The organism is Streptomyces sp. NPDC047981, assembly GCF_040653315.1.
GTDB lineage: Bacteria > Actinomycetota > Actinomycetes > Streptomycetales > Streptomycetaceae > Streptomyces.
Genome location: NZ_JBEZNQ010000029.1, coordinates 44,087 through 60,110, shown reverse-complemented (window position 1 = coordinate 60,110; position 16,024 = coordinate 44,087). Strand labels below are relative to the sequence as shown.

The 16,024-nt window shown below is 72.0% G+C and carries 17 protein-coding genes; 12 read left to right on the top strand and 5 right to left on the bottom strand.

What is annotated here, in order from left to right; genetic code table 11:
* The first annotated feature begins 80 nt into the window (after positions 1–80).
* Genes argC through AB0E14_RS19000 form a run of 5 tightly spaced genes read left to right on the top strand, consistent with a single transcriptional unit; the run spans position 81 to position 4,980 of the window.
* Positions 81–1,109, top strand: coding sequence for an N-acetyl-gamma-glutamyl-phosphate reductase (argC, locus tag AB0E14_RS19020; RefSeq protein ID WP_362418809.1), 1,029 nt, complete (start codon positions 81–83; stop codon positions 1,107–1,109).
* Entirely contained in the window at positions 1,106–2,272 is a 1,167-nt protein-coding gene (gene argJ, locus AB0E14_RS19015) for a bifunctional glutamate N-acetyltransferase/amino-acid acetyltransferase ArgJ (protein WP_362418806.1), read from the top strand. The genes argC and argJ overlap by 4 nt, the downstream gene beginning before the upstream one ends.
* Positions 2,269–3,177, top strand: coding sequence for an acetylglutamate kinase (gene argB / locus AB0E14_RS19010; RefSeq protein ID WP_362418803.1), 909 nt, complete (start codon positions 2,269–2,271; stop codon positions 3,175–3,177). The genes argJ and argB overlap by 4 nt, the downstream gene beginning before the upstream one ends.
* The gene (locus tag AB0E14_RS19005; RefSeq protein ID WP_362418800.1) at positions 3,174–4,436 is read left to right on the top strand and encodes an acetylornithine transaminase; all 1,263 of its coding nucleotides are present in this window, start codon (positions 3,174–3,176) and stop codon (positions 4,434–4,436) included. The genes argB and AB0E14_RS19005 overlap by 4 nt, the downstream gene beginning before the upstream one ends.
* Positions 4,437–4,443: 7 nt before the next feature.
* Positions 4,444–4,980, top strand: a complete 537-nt coding sequence (locus tag AB0E14_RS19000) for an arginine repressor (RefSeq protein WP_362418798.1) — start codon at positions 4,444–4,446, stop codon at positions 4,978–4,980.
* Between the two features lie 280 nt (positions 4,981–5,260).
* On the opposite strand, the gene AB0E14_RS18995 is transcribed toward AB0E14_RS19000, so the two are convergent.
* Both AB0E14_RS18995 and AB0E14_RS18990 read right to left on the bottom strand, forming a co-directional pair.
* On the bottom strand, positions 5,261–6,214 hold the full coding sequence (locus AB0E14_RS18995) for a hypothetical protein (protein WP_362418796.1): 954 nt from the start codon (positions 6,212–6,214) through the stop codon (positions 5,261–5,263).
* Positions 6,130–6,639 (bottom strand): hypothetical protein, encoded by a 510-nt coding sequence (locus AB0E14_RS18990; RefSeq protein ID WP_362418793.1) that lies wholly within the window; start codon positions 6,637–6,639, stop codon positions 6,130–6,132. Before AB0E14_RS18990 ends, AB0E14_RS18995 begins: the two co-directional genes overlap by 85 nt.
* Positions 6,640–6,797: 158 nt before the next feature.
* Between AB0E14_RS18990 and AB0E14_RS18985 the strand changes: the two genes are divergently transcribed.
* From AB0E14_RS18985 to AB0E14_RS18970, 4 genes are all read left to right on the top strand, one after another.
* The gene (locus AB0E14_RS18985) at positions 6,798–7,991 is read left to right on the top strand and encodes an argininosuccinate synthase (RefSeq protein WP_362418790.1); all 1,194 of its coding nucleotides are present in this window, start codon (positions 6,798–6,800) and stop codon (positions 7,989–7,991) included.
* Positions 7,992–8,072: 81 nt separating this feature from the next.
* The gene (gene argH / locus AB0E14_RS18980) at positions 8,073–9,500 is read left to right on the top strand and encodes an argininosuccinate lyase (RefSeq protein ID WP_362418787.1); all 1,428 of its coding nucleotides are present in this window, start codon (positions 8,073–8,075) and stop codon (positions 9,498–9,500) included.
* Between the two features lie 241 nt (positions 9,501–9,741).
* A complete protein-coding gene (locus AB0E14_RS18975) occupies positions 9,742–10,293 on the top strand; it encodes a TetR family transcriptional regulator (protein WP_362418784.1) in 552 nt (183 codons plus the stop codon).
* Complete coding sequence (locus tag AB0E14_RS18970; RefSeq protein ID WP_362418781.1) at positions 10,290–11,834, top strand: MFS transporter; 1,545 nt, start codon at positions 10,290–10,292, stop codon at positions 11,832–11,834. Before AB0E14_RS18975 ends, AB0E14_RS18970 begins: the two co-directional genes overlap by 4 nt.
* Before the next feature lie 75 nt (positions 11,835–11,909).
* Here AB0E14_RS18970 and AB0E14_RS18965 read toward each other — a convergent pair whose 3' ends face one another.
* Complete coding sequence (locus AB0E14_RS18965; RefSeq protein WP_362004647.1) at positions 11,910–12,581, bottom strand: lysophospholipid acyltransferase family protein; 672 nt, start codon at positions 12,579–12,581, stop codon at positions 11,910–11,912.
* A gap of 226 nt (positions 12,582–12,807) precedes the next feature.
* On the opposite strand from AB0E14_RS18965, the gene AB0E14_RS18960 reads away from it, so the two are divergent.
* From AB0E14_RS18960 to AB0E14_RS18950, 3 genes are all read left to right on the top strand, one after another.
* Complete coding sequence (locus tag AB0E14_RS18960; RefSeq protein ID WP_362418778.1) at positions 12,808–14,016, top strand: glycerophosphodiester phosphodiesterase; 1,209 nt, start codon at positions 12,808–12,810, stop codon at positions 14,014–14,016.
* A gap of 150 nt (positions 14,017–14,166) precedes the next feature.
* Positions 14,167–14,703 (top strand): sigma-70 family RNA polymerase sigma factor, encoded by a 537-nt coding sequence (locus AB0E14_RS18955; protein WP_362418776.1) that lies wholly within the window; start codon positions 14,167–14,169, stop codon positions 14,701–14,703.
* Positions 14,704–14,720: 17 nt separating this feature from the next.
* On the top strand, positions 14,721–15,203 hold the full coding sequence (locus tag AB0E14_RS18950; protein ID WP_362418773.1) for a GNAT family N-acetyltransferase: 483 nt from the start codon (positions 14,721–14,723) through the stop codon (positions 15,201–15,203).
* Here AB0E14_RS18950 and AB0E14_RS18945 read toward each other — a convergent pair.
* Positions 15,200–15,631, bottom strand: coding sequence for a hypothetical protein (locus tag AB0E14_RS18945; protein WP_362418770.1), 432 nt, complete (start codon positions 15,629–15,631; stop codon positions 15,200–15,202). The genes AB0E14_RS18950 and AB0E14_RS18945 overlap by 4 nt on opposite strands.
* Positions 15,631–15,993 (bottom strand): hypothetical protein, encoded by a 363-nt coding sequence (locus tag AB0E14_RS18940; RefSeq protein WP_362418767.1) that lies wholly within the window; start codon positions 15,991–15,993, stop codon positions 15,631–15,633. Before AB0E14_RS18940 ends, AB0E14_RS18945 begins: the two co-directional genes overlap by 1 nt.
* Positions 15,994–16,024 lie beyond the last annotated feature (31 nt).

The following is a 16,024-nucleotide window of genomic DNA, read 5'->3' as shown; positions in this document are numbered from 1 at the left end:
TAGAAGCGGCGACGCTTCAGCGCGCTTTGCATAAAACTGCGAAGCTGCGTATAGTCATGCCATCCATGAGGAGGGTTCTGATGACGGTACGAGCAGCAGTGGCGGGCGCGAGCGGATACGCGGGCGGAGAGCTCCTGCGTCTTCTCCTCGGCCACCCCCACGTCGAGATCGGCACCCTGACCGGCCACTCCAACGCCGGTCAGCTGCTCGGAGGTCTGCAGCCGCACCTGCTGCCGCTCGCCGACCGCGTCCTCGCGCCGACCACCCCCGAGGCGCTCGCGGGCCATGACGTCGTCTTCCTCGCGCTGCCGCACGGGCAGTCCGCCGCCGTCGCCGAGCAGCTCGGCCCGGACACGCTCGTCGTCGACATGGGCGCCGACTTCCGGCTCCAGGACTCCGCCGACTGGGAGGCCTTCTACGGCTCCCCGCACGCCGGCACCTGGCCCTACGGCCTCCCGGAACTGCCGGGCGCCCGCGCCGCGCTGGAGGGGTCCAAGCGCATCGCGGTGCCCGGTTGCTATCCCACCGCCGTCTCCCTCGCGCTCTTCCCCGCGTACGCACACGGCCTCGCCGAGCCCGAAGCGGTGATCGTCGCCGCGACCGGCACCTCCGGCGCGGGCAAGGCCCTCAAGCCGCACCTGCTCGGCAGCGAGGTCATGGGCTCCATGTCGCCGTACGGCGTCGGCGGCGGCCACCGGCACACCCCCGAGATGATCCAGAACCTCAGCGCCGCCGCCGGCGAGCGCGTCGGGGTCTCCTTCACGCCCACCCTCGCGCCCATGTCCCGGGGCATCCTCGCCACCTGCTCCGCCAAGGCGAAGCCCGGGGTCACCGCGCAGAGCGTGCGGGCCGCGTACGAGAAGGCCTTCGCGGACGAGCCGTTCGTCCATCTGCTTCCCGAGGGGCAGTGGCCCGCGACCGCGTCCGTATACGGTTCCAACGCCGTTCAGATCCAGGTCGCCCACGACACCTCGGCCGGCCGGATCATCGCGATCAGCGCCATCGACAACCTGACCAAGGGCACCGCGGGCGGTGCGGTCCAGAGCATGAACATCGCCCTCGGGCTCCCCGAGGACACCGGACTTTCCACGATTGGAGTCGCTCCATGAGCGTCACAGCGGCGAAGGGATTCACGGCGGCGGGCATCGCCGCCGGGATCAAGGAGAACGGCAACCCGGACCTGGCCCTCGTGGTCAACACCGGGCCGCGCCGCGCCGCCGCGGGAGTCTTCACCTCCAACCGCGTCAAGGCCGCGCCCGTCCTCTGGTCCCAGCAGGTCCTCACCACCGGCGAGCTGGCCGCCGTCGTCCTCAACTCCGGCGGAGCCAACGCCTGCACCGGCCCCCAGGGCTTCCAGGACACCCACGCGACGGCCGAGAAGGTCGCCGAGGTGCTCACCGCGCGGGGGACGGCCATCGGCGCCGGCGAGGTCGCCGTCGCCTCCACCGGTCTCATCGGTCTCCTCCTGCCCATGGACAAGGTCCTGGCCGGTGTGGAGAAGATCGCGGGCGAGCTCTCCGAGCACGGCGGCGAGAAGGCCGCCATCGCCATCAAGACCACCGACACCGTCCACAAGACCGCCGTCGTCACGAAGGACGGCTGGACCGTCGGCGGCATGGCCAAGGGCGCGGGCATGCTCGCCCCCGGCCTCGCCACCATGCTCGTCGTCCTGACCACCGACGCCGAGGTCGCCGGCAAGGACCTCGACACCGCCCTGCGGCAGTCCACCAAGGTCACCTTCGACCGGGTGGACTCCGACGGCTGCATGTCCACCAACGACACCGTCCTCCTCCTCGCCTCCGGCGCCTCCGGCATCGCCCCGGAGCAGGCCGAGTTCGCCGAGGCCGTGACGGAGGTCTGCCAGGACCTCGCCCGCCAGCTCATCGGCGACGCCGAGGGCGCGAGCAAGGACATCCGGATCGAGGTGATCAACGCCGCGACCGAGGACGACGCCGTCGAGGTGGGCCGCTCCATCGCCCGGAACAACCTCCTCAAGTGCGCGATCCACGGCGAGGACCCCAACTGGGGCCGGGTGCTCTCCGCGATCGGCACGACCGCCGCAGCCTTCGAGCCCGACCGGCTGAACGTCGCCATCAACGGCGTCTGGGTCTGCAAGAACGGCTCGGTCGGCGAGGACCGCGACCTCGTCGACATGCGGTACCGCGAGGTCACCATCACCGCCGACCTCGCCGCCGGCTCCGAGACCGCCGTCATCTGGGCCAACGACCTCACCGCCGACTACGTCCACGAGAACAGCGCGTACTCGTCATGACCAGGACCAGGAAGCACACCGCGCTCCCCAAGGCCGAGATCCTCATCGAGGCGCTGCCCTGGCTGACCCGTCACCACGGCAAGACGGTCGTCATCAAGTTCGGCGGCAACGCGATGATCGACGACGAGCTGAAGGCCGCCTTCGCCCAGGACGTCGTCTTCCTGCGCCACGCCGGCCTCAAGCCGGTCGTCGTGCACGGCGGCGGCCCGCAGATCAGCGCCGCGCTCGACCGGCACGGCATCGTCAGCGAGTTCAAGGCCGGACTGCGGGTCACCACCGAGGACGCCATGGACGTCGTACGGATGGTGCTCGCGGGCCAGGTCCAGCGCGAGCTGGTCGGGCTCCTCAACCAGCACGGCCCGTTCGCCGTCGGCTTGACCGGCGAGGACGCGCACACCATCAGCGCCACCAGGCACCAGCCGGTCATCGAGGGCGAGCAGGTCGACATCGGCCGGGTCGGCGAGATCACCGCCATCGACACCGGCGCCATCGAGGCACTCCTGGAGGACGGCCGGATCCCGGTCGTCTCCTCCATCGCCCGCTCCGAGGACGACGGACATGTCTACAACGTCAATGCTGATACGGCGGCTGCGGCTCTCGCTGCGGCGCTGGGCGCCGAGACCCTGATGGTCCTGACCGACGTCGAAGGCCTCTACGAGGACTGGCCGAACAGCGACGAGGTCATCAGCCGGCTCACCGCGAGCCAGCTGGAGAAGCTGCTGCCCGAGCTCTCCAGCGGGATGGTCCCCAAGATGGAGGGCTGTCTGCACGCCGTACGGAACGGGGTCCGCACGGCCCGCGTGATCGACGGCCGGGTCCAGCACTCGATCCTGCTGGAGATCTTCACCGACTCGGGCATCGGCACGATGGTCGTGCCCGACGACACGACGGGGGACGGGAAATGAGCGACGCGGACCTGAGCGACGCGCACGAGAGCACCGCGGACGCGAGCACCGCGGAGTCCGGCAACGCGGGCCTGAGCGCCCGCTGGCGGGGCTCGCTCATGGACAACTACGGCACGCCGAAGCTGTCCCTCGTCCGTGGCCAGGGCGCCAAGGTCTGGGACGCCGACGGCACCGCGTACCTCGACTTCGTCGGCGGCATCGCGGTCAACGCGCTCGGCCACGCCCACCCGGCGATCGTCGAGGCCGTGTCGCGCCAGATCGGCACGCTCGGCCACGTCTCCAACCTCTTCGTCGCCGAGCCGCCCGTCGCGCTCGCCGAGCGGCTGCTGCAGCTCTTCGGCCGCCCGGGCAGGGTCTTCTTCTGCAACTCCGGTGCCGAGGCCAACGAAGGCGCCTTCAAGATCGGCCGGCTGACCGGCCGCACCCACATGGTCGCCACCCGGGGCGGCTTCCACGGCCGGACCATGGGCGCGCTCGCCCTCACCGGCCAGCCCGGGAAGCAGACCCCGTTCCTGCCGCTGCCCGGCGACGTCACGCACGTGCCGTACGGAGACGTCGAGGCGCTGCGCGCCGCGGTCACCGAGGAGACCGCGCTCGTGATCATCGAGCCGATCCAGGGCGAGAACGGCGTGGTCGTGCCGCCCGCCGGCTACCTCCGGGCCGCCCGCGAGATCACCCGGGCCACCGGCACCCTGCTGGTCCTCGACGAGGTCCAGACGGGCATCGGCCGGACCGGGGGCCACTGGTTCGAGTACCAGGCCCACGAAGGGGTCGACCCCGACATCGTGACCCTGGCCAAGGGCCTCGGCGGCGGGCTTCCGCTCGGCGCGACCGTCGCCTTCGGCGCGGCGGCCGAGCTCTTCGCACCCGGTCACCACGGCACGACCTTCGGCGGGAACCCGGTCGCCTGCGCCGCCGGACTCGCGGTGATCGACACCCTCGCGGCCGCCGGAACCCTCGACGAGGTCAAGCGGCTCGGCGAGCGGCTGCGGACCGGAATCGAGGGCCTGGGCCACCCGTTGGTCTCCCATGTCCGTGGTGCGGGCCTCCTGCTGGGTATCGTGCTCACCGAGTCCCTCGCGCCCCAGGTGCAGCAGGCGGCTCAGGACGCCGGTCTCCTGGTCAACGCGCCCGCTCCCGATGTCGTACGGCTCATGCCGGCACTGATCATCACCGACGCGGAGGTGGACGCGTTCCTGGCAGCGCTGCCCGGTGTCCTCGACGGAGCGGTGAACGGGCAAGCACGAACCGGAGAATGAGACGACGATGACCGACGCGCAGGAAACCGAGCACGGCGGGCCGTCCGTTCCGCAGACCCGTACCGCACGCCACCGCAGGATCGTCGACATCCTCAACAGGCAGCCGGTGCGCTCGCAGAGCCAGCTCGCCAAGCTCCTCGCGGACGACGGGCTGAGCGTCACCCAGGCGACGCTCTCCCGCGACCTCGACGAGCTCGGCGCGGTGAAGATCCGCAACACGGGCGGCGAGCTGATCTACGCGGTCCCCAGCGAGGGCGGCTTCCGCACCCCGCAGGCGCCGCTCGGCGAGTCCGCCAAGGAGGAGCGCATGCGGCGCCTCTCCGGCGAGCTGCTGATCTCCGCCGAGGCCTCCGCCAACCTGGTGGTCCTGCGGACCCCGCCGGGCGCGGCCCAGTTCCTCGCGTCGGCCATCGACCAGGCCGAACTCCGCGCGATCCTCGGCACGATCGCGGGAGACGACACGCTGCTGCTGATCTCCCGCGACCCGTCGGGCGGCCAGGCGCTCGCCGACCACCTGCTCCGCCTCGCACAGAACGACCGCTAGGCCTGTCCGACCGGACCCGACCGGACCCGGCCCGACCCCGCCCCGCCGGACAGGGCCCCAGGTCGTGGCCGGCGGGTCCGGCCCGGCCGGGCGAGGCGACGCCCGGTGGGCATGTCGCCGTAGCCCTTCGGGCACGGGAGGTGCCCGGGCGCCGCGTTGCCGAATTGCCTGAGGGGCTCCGCGACCAGAACATCCCGGCCGTCCCGGCGCCTCGCGATCGCACGCACCGGCCGCCCCCGGCCCCGCCCTTCGGGCGGACGGCCGTACTTCCCGACCCCCCCTAGGGCCTTGGGCGCCGAAGAGCCCGCGTCAGTCCCTCCGTGAGCGAGCGGTGGGCCCAGTCGGCCAGGGCGCCCCGGTGGCGTTCCAGCAGGCCCAGCATCTCCTCGGCCTCCTCCCGGGACCCACCGGCGGTGATCCACCAGCCCCGCCCGGCCGACCTCGCGGCTCGCTCCCGCAGTCGCGGGTCCGGATCGTCCAGCATGCGCAGGGCGCAGAGCAGCCGGAAGCCGTCGTAGCGCTCGGACATCACCCGCAGCGCCGCCGCCCGCCGCGGGTACGGCCGATCCGGCGCGGCCCGCGTCAGCAACTCCTCCGCCGGCACCTGGTGGGCGTGGGCGACCAGGGTGTGCGCGACCTCGCGGACCACGGCCGCCGAGGGATCGTCGAGCAGCGGCAGCACCCCGCGCCAGTCGCGCGGCGCCGGCACCCGCAGCCCCGCGACCGCCGACGCCCGGACCCGGGCCACCGGATGGCCCGTCAGGGCGCGCAGCAGGCCGGTGTCCTCGTCCGTCCGCTCCCGGCACTCGGCGAGCCCGAGCGGTGCGTACGGCGGGATCGTGCTCTCGGCGCACCGCCTCCGGTACCAGTCCGCCGGATCGTCGCCCACCTGGCGTACGGCCCACCGTGCGCAGGCCCGCACCAGCCCCGAGCGGTCCGCCAGGAACCCTTCCGCCTCCCCGTGGCGCCCGGCTCCGTGCAGCGCGGTCACCCCCGCCGACCGGACGCCCGGCCACCTGGCCCCCAGCAGGGGATCGAGGAGCGCGGGGTCCGCGCCCGCGCGCACGGCGGCCAGGACCGCCTCCGCGCACTCCTCCCGCACGAGCACGTCCGGGTCCGTGGCGGCCGTGCGGGCGAGCTGTGCCAAGGTCAGCCGCCCGTTCGCGCCCGCCCAGCAGTGGGCGAACCGGCGCGTCGCCGGGTCCGGCGCGGCGAGCAGCGCCCCGAGCGACACCGCGTCGACGGCTCCCAGCGCCTCCTCCAGCAGGGCGAGCGCCCGCCCGCCGCGAGGACCAAACCGGCGGTGGCGGTGAGGACGTGCGGGGGAAGCGGCCGCCCGAGAGCCTCCCGCAGAACCTCCAGGGCGCGCTCCCGTACGGGCTCGGCCCAGTCCGCGCAGCGGACCGCCACCAGCGGCAGCACGTCCGCCCGCACCTCCGGGGGAGCTGCGGGCACCCGCGTGAGCGCCGCCTCGCGCTCCGGCCCCGAAGGGTGGCAGAGCGCCGCCGCGAGTCCGCGCGCCGCCGCGTCGACCGGCCCCACCGGGCCGAGCGGCACCGCCCGGCCGAACCGCAGCGCGTCGCGGACGGCCCGATCCAGATCGAGCCACCGCGACGGGGGTGCGCTCTCCCCGGGCAGGGCGATGTCGAACGTCGTCATGCGCGGGACTGTAATCCGCCTGTGCCGCCCCCACCTGCGAATATCCGCACTCGCTCAGCCATGGATTGACGAAACATGCAGAGTTCTGCATACTCATGCATATCAAGCGTTGCTTGCGTCCGTGCGTGCGTCAGCGCCTGCAAGGTAAGGAGAAACCCGTGGCCGAGCGTGTCGTACTCGCCTACTCCGGTGGCCTGGACACCTCCGTCGCCATCGGCTGGATCGCCGAGGAGACCGGCGCCGAGGTGATCGCCGTCGCCGTCGACGTCGGTCAGGGCGGCGAGGACCTGGACGTCATCCGCAAGCGGGCCCTCGCCTGCGGGGCCGTCGAGGCCGAGGTCGCGGACGCCAAGGACGAGTTCGCCGAGGAGTACTGCCTCCCCGCGATCAAGGCGAACGCCCTCTACATGGACCGCTACCCCCTCGTCTCCGCCCTCTCCCGGCCCGCCATCGTCAAGCACCTCGTCGCCGCCGCCAAGAAGCACGGCGCGGGGACCGTGGCCCACGGCTGCACCGGCAAGGGCAACGACCAGGTCCGCTTCGAGGCCGGCATCCAGGCCCTCGGCCCCGACCTGACCTGCATCGCCCCGGTCCGGGACTACGCGATGACCCGGGACAAGGCCATCGCCTTCGCCGAGAAGGCCGACCTGCCGATCGCGACCAGCAAGAAGTCCCCGTACTCCATCGACCAGAACGTCTTCGGACGGGCCGTCGAGACCGGGTTCCTCGAGGACATCTGGAACGCGCCGATCGAGGACATCTACGAGTACACCTCGAACCCGGCCGTCCCGCGCGAGGCGGACGAGGTCGTCATCTCCTTCGAGGAGGGCGTCCCCGTCGCCCTCGACGGCACGCCCGTCACCGTCCTCCAGGCGATCCAGCAGCTCAACGAGCGCGCCGGCGCCCAGGGCATCGGCCGGATCGACATGGTCGAGGACCGGCTCGTCGGCATCAAGTCCCGCGAGGTGTACGAGGCTCCCGGCGCGATCGCCCTCATCACGGCCCACCAGGAGCTGGAGAACGTCACCGTCGAGCGCGAACTCGCCCGCTACAAGCGGCAGGTCGAACAGCGCTGGGGCGAACTCGTCTACGACGGGCTGTGGTTCTCCCCGCTCAGGCGCGCGCTCGACGGCTTCATCCAGGAAGCAAACCAGCACGTCACCGGCGAGGTCCGGATGACCCTGCACGGCGGCCGCGCCGTCGTCACCGGCCGACGGTCCGAGGAGTCGCTGTACGACTTCAACCTCGCCACCTACGACTCGGGCGACACCTTCGACCAGTCCAAGGCGCAGGGCTTCATCGACATCTTCGCCCTCTCGGCGAAGATCGCCGCCCGGCGTGACCTCGCCTGACCACGATTCGTTCCACAGCCGCCTCCCCACCGCAGGGACCGGGGAGGCGGCCTGTTATCCACCTCCTGAGGAGCAGTAGCTGTGAGCAGCAACAACGGTGACGTCCGGCTCTGGGGCGGCCGTTTCGCCGACGGCCCGGCCGAGGCACTGGCGAAGTTGTCCGCGTCGGTCCACTTCGACTGGCGTCTCGCGCCCTACGACATCGCCGGTTCCCGCGCCCACGCGCGCGTGCTCCACAAGGCCGGGCTGCTCACCGAGGACGAGCTGACGCGCATGCTGGCCGGCCTCGACCAGCTGGAGGCCGATGTCGCCGACGGCTCCTTCGTGGGCACCATCGCCGACGAGGACGTCCACACCGCGCTGGAGCGGGGCCTGCTGGAGCGCCTCGGGGCGGACCTCGGCGGCAAACTGCGCGCCGGCCGGTCCCGCAACGACCAGGTAGCCACGCTCTTCCGGATGTACCTGCGCGACCACGCCCGGATCATCGGCGGTCTGATCGCCGACCTCCAGGACGCCCTCGTGGGCCTCGCCGAGGCGCACGCGGACGTCGCCATGCCCGGCCGGACGCACCTCCAGCACGCCCAGCCGGTGCTCTTCGCCCACCACGTCCTCGCCCATGTCCAGTCCCTCTCCCGGGACGCGGAGCGGCTGCGGCAGTGGGACACCCGTACGGCGGTCTCGCCGTACGGCTCCGGCGCCCTGGCCGGTTCCTCCCTCGGGCTCGACCCGGAGGCGGTCGCCAAGGACCTCGGCTTCGAGCGGGGCTCGGCGGGCAACTCCATCGACGGCACGGCCTCGCGCGACTTCGTCGCCGAGTTCGCCTTCATCACCGCGATGATCGGGATCAACCTCTCCCGCATCGCGGAGGAGATCATCATCTGGAACACGAAGGAGTTCTCCTTCGTGACGCTGCACGACGCCTTCTCCACCGGCTCGTCGATCATGCCGCAGAAGAAGAACCCGGACATCGCCGAGCTGGCGCGGGGCAAGTCGGGCCGCCTGATCGGCAACCTGAGCGGCCTGATGGCCACGCTCAAGGCGCTGCCGCTCGCGTACAACCGCGACCTGCAGGAGGACAAGGAGCCGGTCTTCGACTCCTGCGACCAGCTGGAGGTCCTGCTGCCGGCCTTCACCGGCATGATGGCCACGCTCACCGTGAACCGGGAGCGGATGGAGGAGCTGGCCCCGGCGGGCTTCTCGCTCGCGACCGACATCGCCGAGTGGCTGGTCAAGCAGGGCGTGCCGTTCCGGGTGGCGCACGAGGTGGCCGGCGAGTGCGTGAAGGTCGCCGAGGCGGAGGGCAAGGAGCTGGACGAGCTCACGGACGAGCAGTTCGGCAAGATCTCCGAGCACCTCACCCCCGAGGTCCGCACGGTCCTCAACGTCCCGGGCGCGCTCGCCTCCCGCGACGGCCGCGGCGGCACGGCCCCGTCGGCGGTCGCCGCCCAGCTGGTCGAGGTCAAGGCGGACCTGGTGATCCAGCACGCCTGGTCCACCGCCAAGCAGTAGCCCCCACCCCCACCCCCGTCACACCGCCGCCGCCCACTCCACGAGCGCGTCGACATCCCGGCCGGAGCATCCCTGGCCGAGGGCCGACACGCGTGAGGAGGGGGCGGCGACGTGTTTCTCCGCCACGTACTCCCGCTCGTAGGTGGGCCGCCGTCGTCGTCCACGCGCGACCGGTCGACACGGGTGAGTCGTGGATTTATCGAATGAGACATCAACGTCTCATTCGGTGTATGGTTGTCTCATGACAGTCGATCGCGCCCAGGTGCTTCTCGCCGCCGCCGCCCTGCTCTCCCGGAAGTCGACCGCCACCATGGACGAGGTCGCCCGGGCCGCGGGGATCGGTCGGGCGACCCTGCACCGGCACTTCGCGGGGCGGGACGCCCTGGTCAGGGCGCTGGAAGCGATGGGTATCGAAGAGTTCGAGGCCGCGCTCGACGCGGCGGAGCTCGACGAGGGGCCGGCCGACGAGGCCATGCGGCGCCTCGTCGCGAAGATCGAGCCCAACGCCCAGCTGATGGCCTTCCTCGTCACCGAGAACCAGCTCTTCGAGGGCGACCACGTCAACGCGGGCTGGGCACGCCTCGACGCCCGCGTCAGCGACCTCTTCAGACGCGGTCAGGAAGAGGGCACCTTCCGCATCGACCTGAGCCCGGCGTGGCTCACCGAGGCCCTGTACGGCCTCGCGTCCTCCTGCGCCTGGGCCGTCATGGACGGCCGCGTCGCGGCCAAGGACTTCCAATACATGATCACCGAGCTGATGCTCGGTGGCGCACGACGGAGCGTGGAGAAATGAGCGGCACCCGCCAACTGAACCCGACGACAGGGACCGAGGTGAAGAGCCCCGGCCGCTGGCTCGCCCTGTCCGTCCTCGTCCTCGCGGTCCTGCTGGTCGCGGTGGACGCGACCGTCCTCGGGCTCGCCACCCCCGCCCTGAGCGAGGAGCTGAAGCCGACCGGCACCCAGCTGCTCTGGATCGGCGACATCTACTCCTTCGTCATCGCCGGACTCCTCGTCTCCATGGGCTCCCTCGGTGACCGGATCGGCCGCAAGAAGCTCCTCCTGATCGGCGCGACCGCCTTCGGCGCCGTCTCGGTGCTCAACGCCTACGCCACCAGCCCCGAGATGATGATCGTCGCCCGCGCCCTCCTCGGTGTCGCCGGCGCCACCCTGATGCCGTCGACCCTGGCGCTGATCCGGAACATCTTCCACGACCCCAAGGAGCGCAGCCTCGCCATCGGCATCTGGGGCGCCACCGCCTCGGCCGGCGCCGCCGTCGGCCCGGTCGTCGGCGGAGCGCTGCTCCAGCACTTCTGGTGGGGCTCGGTCTTCCTCATCAACCTGCCCGTCATGGCCGCCCTCGTCCTCGTCGGCATCAAGCTGCTGCCCGAGTCCAAGAACCCGGTCGCGGGTCCCTGGGACCTGATCAGCGTCGGGCTCTCGCTCGTCGGCGTCATCGGCGTCGTATACGCGGTGAAGGAAGCCGCCTCCCACGGTCTGTCCTGGGAGATCGGCGCCGCCGCCCTCATCGGCGCCACCGCCCTGTGGGCCTTCGTCCGCCGTCAGCACCGGCTGACCGCACCCCTGCTCGACATGCGGCTGTTCAAGCACCGCGGCTTCTCGGGCGCGGTCCTCGCCGACCTGCTCACCGTCTTCGGACTGTCCGGCCTCGTCTTCTTCCTGTCCCAGTTCCTCCAGCTCGTCCAGGGCCGTGAGCCGCTGGAGGCCGGTCTGGCCGAACTGCCCGCCGCCATCGGCGCGGTGGTCACCGGTCTGGTCGCCGGCCGGTACGCCCGCCGGTTCTCCGTACGGGGCGTGGTGACCGGCGGTCTCGCGGCGATCGGGCTCGCCCTCGCCGTGGTCACCGTGATCCACAAGGAGACCGGCTATCCCCTGCTCGGCGCGGCCCTCCTCGTCGTCGGCCTCGGCGCGGGCTTCTCGTTCACCGTCACGGCGGACGTGATCCTGTCCAGCGTGCCCAAGGAGCAGGCGGGTTCGGCGTCCGCCGTCTCCGAGACCGCGTACGAACTGGGCGCCGCCCTCGGCATCGCCCTCCTCGGCTCGATCGTCACCGGCGTCTACCAGGGCTTCGTGACCCCGGCGGGCGTCCCCGCGGACGCCGCCGCGGCGGCGCACGAGTCGCTCGGCGGCGCGGTCGAGGCCTCCGCGGGCCTCGCCCCCGACTCGGCGAACGCCCTGGTGTCCACGGCCCAGGAGGCCTTCGTCGACGGCCTCAACATGGCGGCCGGCGTCGGCGCCGCGGTGCTCCTCGCGACGGCCGTCGCGGCCTGGTTCCTCCTGAAGGGCCAGAAGCTGGCGGACGGCATCGAGCACTGAGCCCGCTGGACGCAGAGGGGCCCCGCACGGAACGACGTCCGTGCGGGGCCCCTCTGCATGCCTTCTCGCGTACGGCTACGCGGCCTTCGCCTTCGTGGCGTACATGTCCACGTACTCCTGGCCCGACAGGCGCATCACCTCGGCCATCACCGAGTCCGTCACCGCGCGCAGCACATAGCGGTCGCGGTCCATGCCCTCGTACCGTGAGAACTCCATCGGCTCACCGAAGCGGACCGTCACCCGGCCCGGCCGGGGCAGGCCCGCGCCGCCGGGCTGGATCTTGTCCGTGCCGATCATCGCGAACGGGACCACCGGAGCGCCGGTCATCAGCGTCAGCCGCGCGATGCCCGTACGGCCCCGGTACAGCCGGCCGTCGGGGGAGCGGGTGCCCTCCGGGTAGATGGAGAACATCCTGCCCTCCTCGAGCACCCGGCGGCCCGTCATCAGCGCCGCGACACCGCCGCGGCCGCCGTCGCGGTCCACCGGGATCATGCCGACGCTGGTGAAGAACCAGGCCATCAGGCGGCCCTTCAGCCCCTTGCCCGTGACGTACTCGTCCTTGCCGATGAAGAAGACCGGCCGGTCGATGCAGATCGGCATGATCATCGAGTCGATGAAGGTGAGGTGGTTGCCCGCGAGGATCACCGGACCCGTCCCTGGGATGTTCTCCGCGCCGTCGACACGGGGGCGGAACATCAGGCGCAGGAGCGGTCCGAGCACTGCCTTGATGAGTGCGAGACGGGACAACGGTTCCTCCGGTGTCGGGGGCGGGGACGGCGTCGTACAGGGGCTGTGCAGGTGAGGACGATACTCGCGGGTCGTCCTCGCGCGCACATCGGGTTCATCGAGTGGATACGCAGTGTTGACGTGTGTTTCCGCTGTGTTCGGCCCAGGTCTGTCGCGTGGAGGGACCGACTGCCTACTGTCGGAGCCGCGTTTGACAGGTGCGGGACATCACATCGAAGGAGCCTTCATGACCCAGGGTGAGCACGCGAGCCCCGCTCGGCGCACGGTCCTCGGAGCGGCGGGCGCGGCCGTCACCGGGGTGGCCGGAGCCGCCGTCCTCGGCGCCTCCGCGGTCCTCGCCGCCGGCCCGGCGCAGGCCGCCGAGGCACAGGGCGGAACCCAGGACCGTGGACACGGCCACGGCCACGGCCACGGCTACCGCTCCCTCCCCGCCCCCACGGTGATCGCGCACCGCGGCGCCAGCGGCTACCGCCCCGAGCACACGCTCGGCTCCTACCAGCTCGCCCTGGACCTCGGCGCCCACGTCATCGAGCAGGACCTCGTCCCGACCAAGGACGGCCACCTGGTCTGCCGCCACGAGAACGACATCACCGGCACGACCGACGTCGCCGACCACCCCGAGTTCGCCTCCCGCAGGACCACCAAGTCCGTCGACGGCGTCTCGTACACCGGCTGGTTCACCGAGGACTTCACCCTCGCCGAGCTGAAGACCCTCCGCGCCAAGGAGCGCATCCCGGCCGTCCGCCAGGAGAACACCCTCTACGACGGCCGCTGGCAGATCCCCACCTTCGAGGAGGTGCTCCGCTGGGCCGAGTCCGAGGGCCGCCGCCGGGGCCGCCCGGTCTGGCTGCACGTCGAGACCAAGCACCCCACGTACTTCCGCTCCCTCGGCCTCGGCCTGGAGGAGCCCCTCGCCAAGCTGCTGCGCCGCTACGGCCGCCACCGCGCCGACTCCCCGGTCTTCCTCCAGTCCTTCGAGCCCAGCAGCATCCAGCGCCTCGCCAAGCTGGTGAACTCGCCGCGCGTCGTCCTGCTCTCCGCCGCGAGCAGCCGCCCCTGGGACTTCGTCCAGGCCGGCGACCCGCGCACCGTCGCCGACCTGGTCACCCCGCAGGGCCTTCGGTGGATCGCCTCCTACGCCCAGGGCATCGGCCCCACCCTGGACCTGGTCATCCCGCGCGACGCGACCGGCAAGCTCGGCACCCCGACCACCCTGGTGCGCGACGCCCACGCGCAGGGCCTGATCCTCCACCCGTACACCCAGCGCAACGAGAACAGCTTCCTGCCCGCCGACTTCCGGCGCGGCACCGACCCGAACGCGTACGGCGACGTCTTCGGCGCCCTGAAGACCTACCTGGCGACCGGCATCGACGGCATCTTCTCCGACAACCCGGACACCGCCCTCCTCGCGGCCGAGGACGCCGGCACGCGCTGAGCCCCGGCCACCGGCACGAGTTGAGCCCCGGCACCGGCACGCGCCGAGCCCGCGGACGCCGATCCCCGCGCCACCCGGTCGGAACGCCCGACCGGGTGGTTTGCGGCCCGTCCCGCAACCGCTCCGGCCCGCCCCGGCATCGTGCCGGGCATGACCCACCTCCTCCGTACCCTGGCCCCCCTCCTCGCCGCGGAATCGAAGGCCGAGGCCCCCGCCGCCGGCGTCGAGGCGGGCGACCTCGAACAAGCGGTGTGGCTACGGCTCCTCGAACGCCTCCGGGACGACGACGCCCCCACCCACCCCGCCGACTGGCTCCGCCGCGCCGTCCGCGCCGAGGCCCGCCGCGCCCGGCGCGCCGCCCTGCGGGAGCGCCCGTACCGGGGGGAGGAGGCCGACGAGGCGCGGGACGCCACTCCCGAGAGCACCGCCCTCACCACCGAGCGCCGCCGTGCCGTCCGCGCCGCCGTCCGCCGTACCCCCGGTCACTGCCCCCGGCTGCTCACCGCGATGCTCGACCCGACAGACCCCACCTACCGAGAAATCGCAGGAGAGTTGGGTATCTCACAGGGCAGTCTGGGGCCCATGCGTTCCCGTTGCCTGGGATGCCTGCGCAGAATGCTGGCTGCAGAGGTTCCTGCGACGACCCCGAGGGGAAGGGTGCGGGAGACCGACCGGTGGACCAGGTGAGCGGGAGGCATGCGCACATGGGCATGAGCGTGACCATCTCAGCGGCTGACGCGCAGGACGCGGAGCACATACTGAAGTTGCAGTACCTCTGTTACCAGAGTGAGGCGGAGCTCTACGGCGACTACGCCATCGAGCCGCTCACCCAGACCCTCGAATCCCTGCGCGCCGAGATCGCCGAGGGCTACGCGCTCGTGGCCCGCCTCGGCGACGAGATCGTCGCCTCCGTCCGCGGCCGGGTCGACGAGGCCGGCACCGTACGGATCGCCAAGCTCATCGTCCACCCGCGCATGCAGCGCCACGGCCTGGGCGGCCGGCTCCTCGACGCCATCGAGAGCCACTTCGCCGCCGACCCGGCGCCCACCGCCAAGCGCTTCCAGCTCTTCACCGGCCACCGCAGCGAGGGCAACCTCCGGCTCTACCGCAGCAAGGGGTACGAGCAGGTCGCCGCCCGCGAGATCGGCCCCCGGCTCACGCTCGTGACCCTGGAGAAGGCCGCCTAGGCAGCCTGGGCGGCGGTCGTCCGCGACCGCCGCAGCCACCAGATCCCGGTCACCGGCAGCAGGACCGGGATGAAGATGTAGCCGTAGCCGTAGTCCGACCAGACCGTGGCGTCGGGGAAGGCGGACGGATCGGCCAGCGTCCACGTCCCCACGGTCAGCACGCCCACCAGCTCGGCGGCGCAGCACACCAGCGCCGCCCTGCGGGCCGTCTCCCCGCCGCGGACGAGGGTGTACGTGATGAAGGCGTACACCACGGCCGCCACCGCCGACAGCGCGTAGGCCAGCGGCGCCCGGTCGAACTCCGTCGCGATCTGGTAGATCGAGCGCGAGACCGCGCCGACCGACATGACCCCGTACAGCCAGACCAGCAGCATGCCCGGGCCCTTGACGAGCCGCGTCCCCACGCTCGTCCCCTCGGTCGCGGTCATCAGCCCACCGTCCAGATGTCGAAGAGACGTACTTCCAGGACCGCGAGCACGACCCCGCTCGCCGCCACCGTCGCCGAACCCCACCGGCTGCGCTCCGTCAACGACATGAAGCCCGCCGCGGGCACCGCGCACAGCGCGCCCAGCAGATAGGCCACGAAGATCGTCGTGCCCTCCTCGGCCTTCTCGCCGCGCGAGAGCTGCACGATCCCGACGACCAGCTGCACCAGGGCGAGGAACGTCACCACGGCCATGCCGATGAAGTGCCAGTCCTTGGTCGGCTGGTCGCGGGTGAAGGCGAAGCCGCACCAGGCGGCGAGGGCGAGCGCGGCCACCGAGACCGCGACCGTCAGGACGTCAAGCATGCGCCCGAGGGTATTACGGGCCGAAAGGCCC

What these genes read in the sequence shown, in the direction of transcription:
- AB0E14_RS18950 (WP_362418773.1), top strand. Translation starts at nt 14,721, where the DNA reads ATGGGCATGAGCGTGACCATCTCAGCGGCTGACGCGCAGGACGCGGAG.
- argJ (WP_362418806.1), top strand. Translation starts at nt 1,106, where the DNA reads ATGAGCGTCACAGCGGCGAAGGGATTCACGGCGGCGGGCATCGCCGCC.
- AB0E14_RS19000 (WP_362418798.1), top strand. Translation starts at nt 4,444, where the DNA reads ATGACCGACGCGCAGGAAACCGAGCACGGCGGGCCGTCCGTTCCGCAG.
- AB0E14_RS18975 (WP_362418784.1), top strand. Translation starts at nt 9,742, where the DNA reads ATGACAGTCGATCGCGCCCAGGTGCTTCTCGCCGCCGCCGCCCTGCTC.
- AB0E14_RS18955 (WP_362418776.1), top strand. Translation starts at nt 14,167, where the DNA reads ATGACCCACCTCCTCCGTACCCTGGCCCCCCTCCTCGCCGCGGAATCG.
- AB0E14_RS18960 (WP_362418778.1), top strand. Translation starts at nt 12,808, where the DNA reads ATGACCCAGGGTGAGCACGCGAGCCCCGCTCGGCGCACGGTCCTCGGA.
- AB0E14_RS18945 (WP_362418770.1), bottom strand. Translation starts at nt 15,631, where the DNA reads ATGACCGCGACCGAGGGGACGAGCGTGGGGACGCGGCTCGTCAAGGGC.
- AB0E14_RS19005 (WP_362418800.1), top strand. Translation starts at nt 3,174, where the DNA reads ATGAGCGACGCGGACCTGAGCGACGCGCACGAGAGCACCGCGGACGCG.
- AB0E14_RS18970 (WP_362418781.1), top strand. Translation starts at nt 10,290, where the DNA reads ATGAGCGGCACCCGCCAACTGAACCCGACGACAGGGACCGAGGTGAAG.
- AB0E14_RS18940 (WP_362418767.1), bottom strand. Translation starts at nt 15,993, where the DNA reads ATGCTTGACGTCCTGACGGTCGCGGTCTCGGTGGCCGCGCTCGCCCTC.
- AB0E14_RS18990 (WP_362418793.1), bottom strand. Translation starts at nt 6,639, where the DNA reads ATGACGACGTTCGACATCGCCCTGCCCGGGGAGAGCGCACCCCCGTCG.
- argB (WP_362418803.1), top strand. Translation starts at nt 2,269, where the DNA reads ATGACCAGGACCAGGAAGCACACCGCGCTCCCCAAGGCCGAGATCCTC.
- argC (WP_362418809.1), top strand. Translation starts at nt 81, where the DNA reads ATGACGGTACGAGCAGCAGTGGCGGGCGCGAGCGGATACGCGGGCGGA.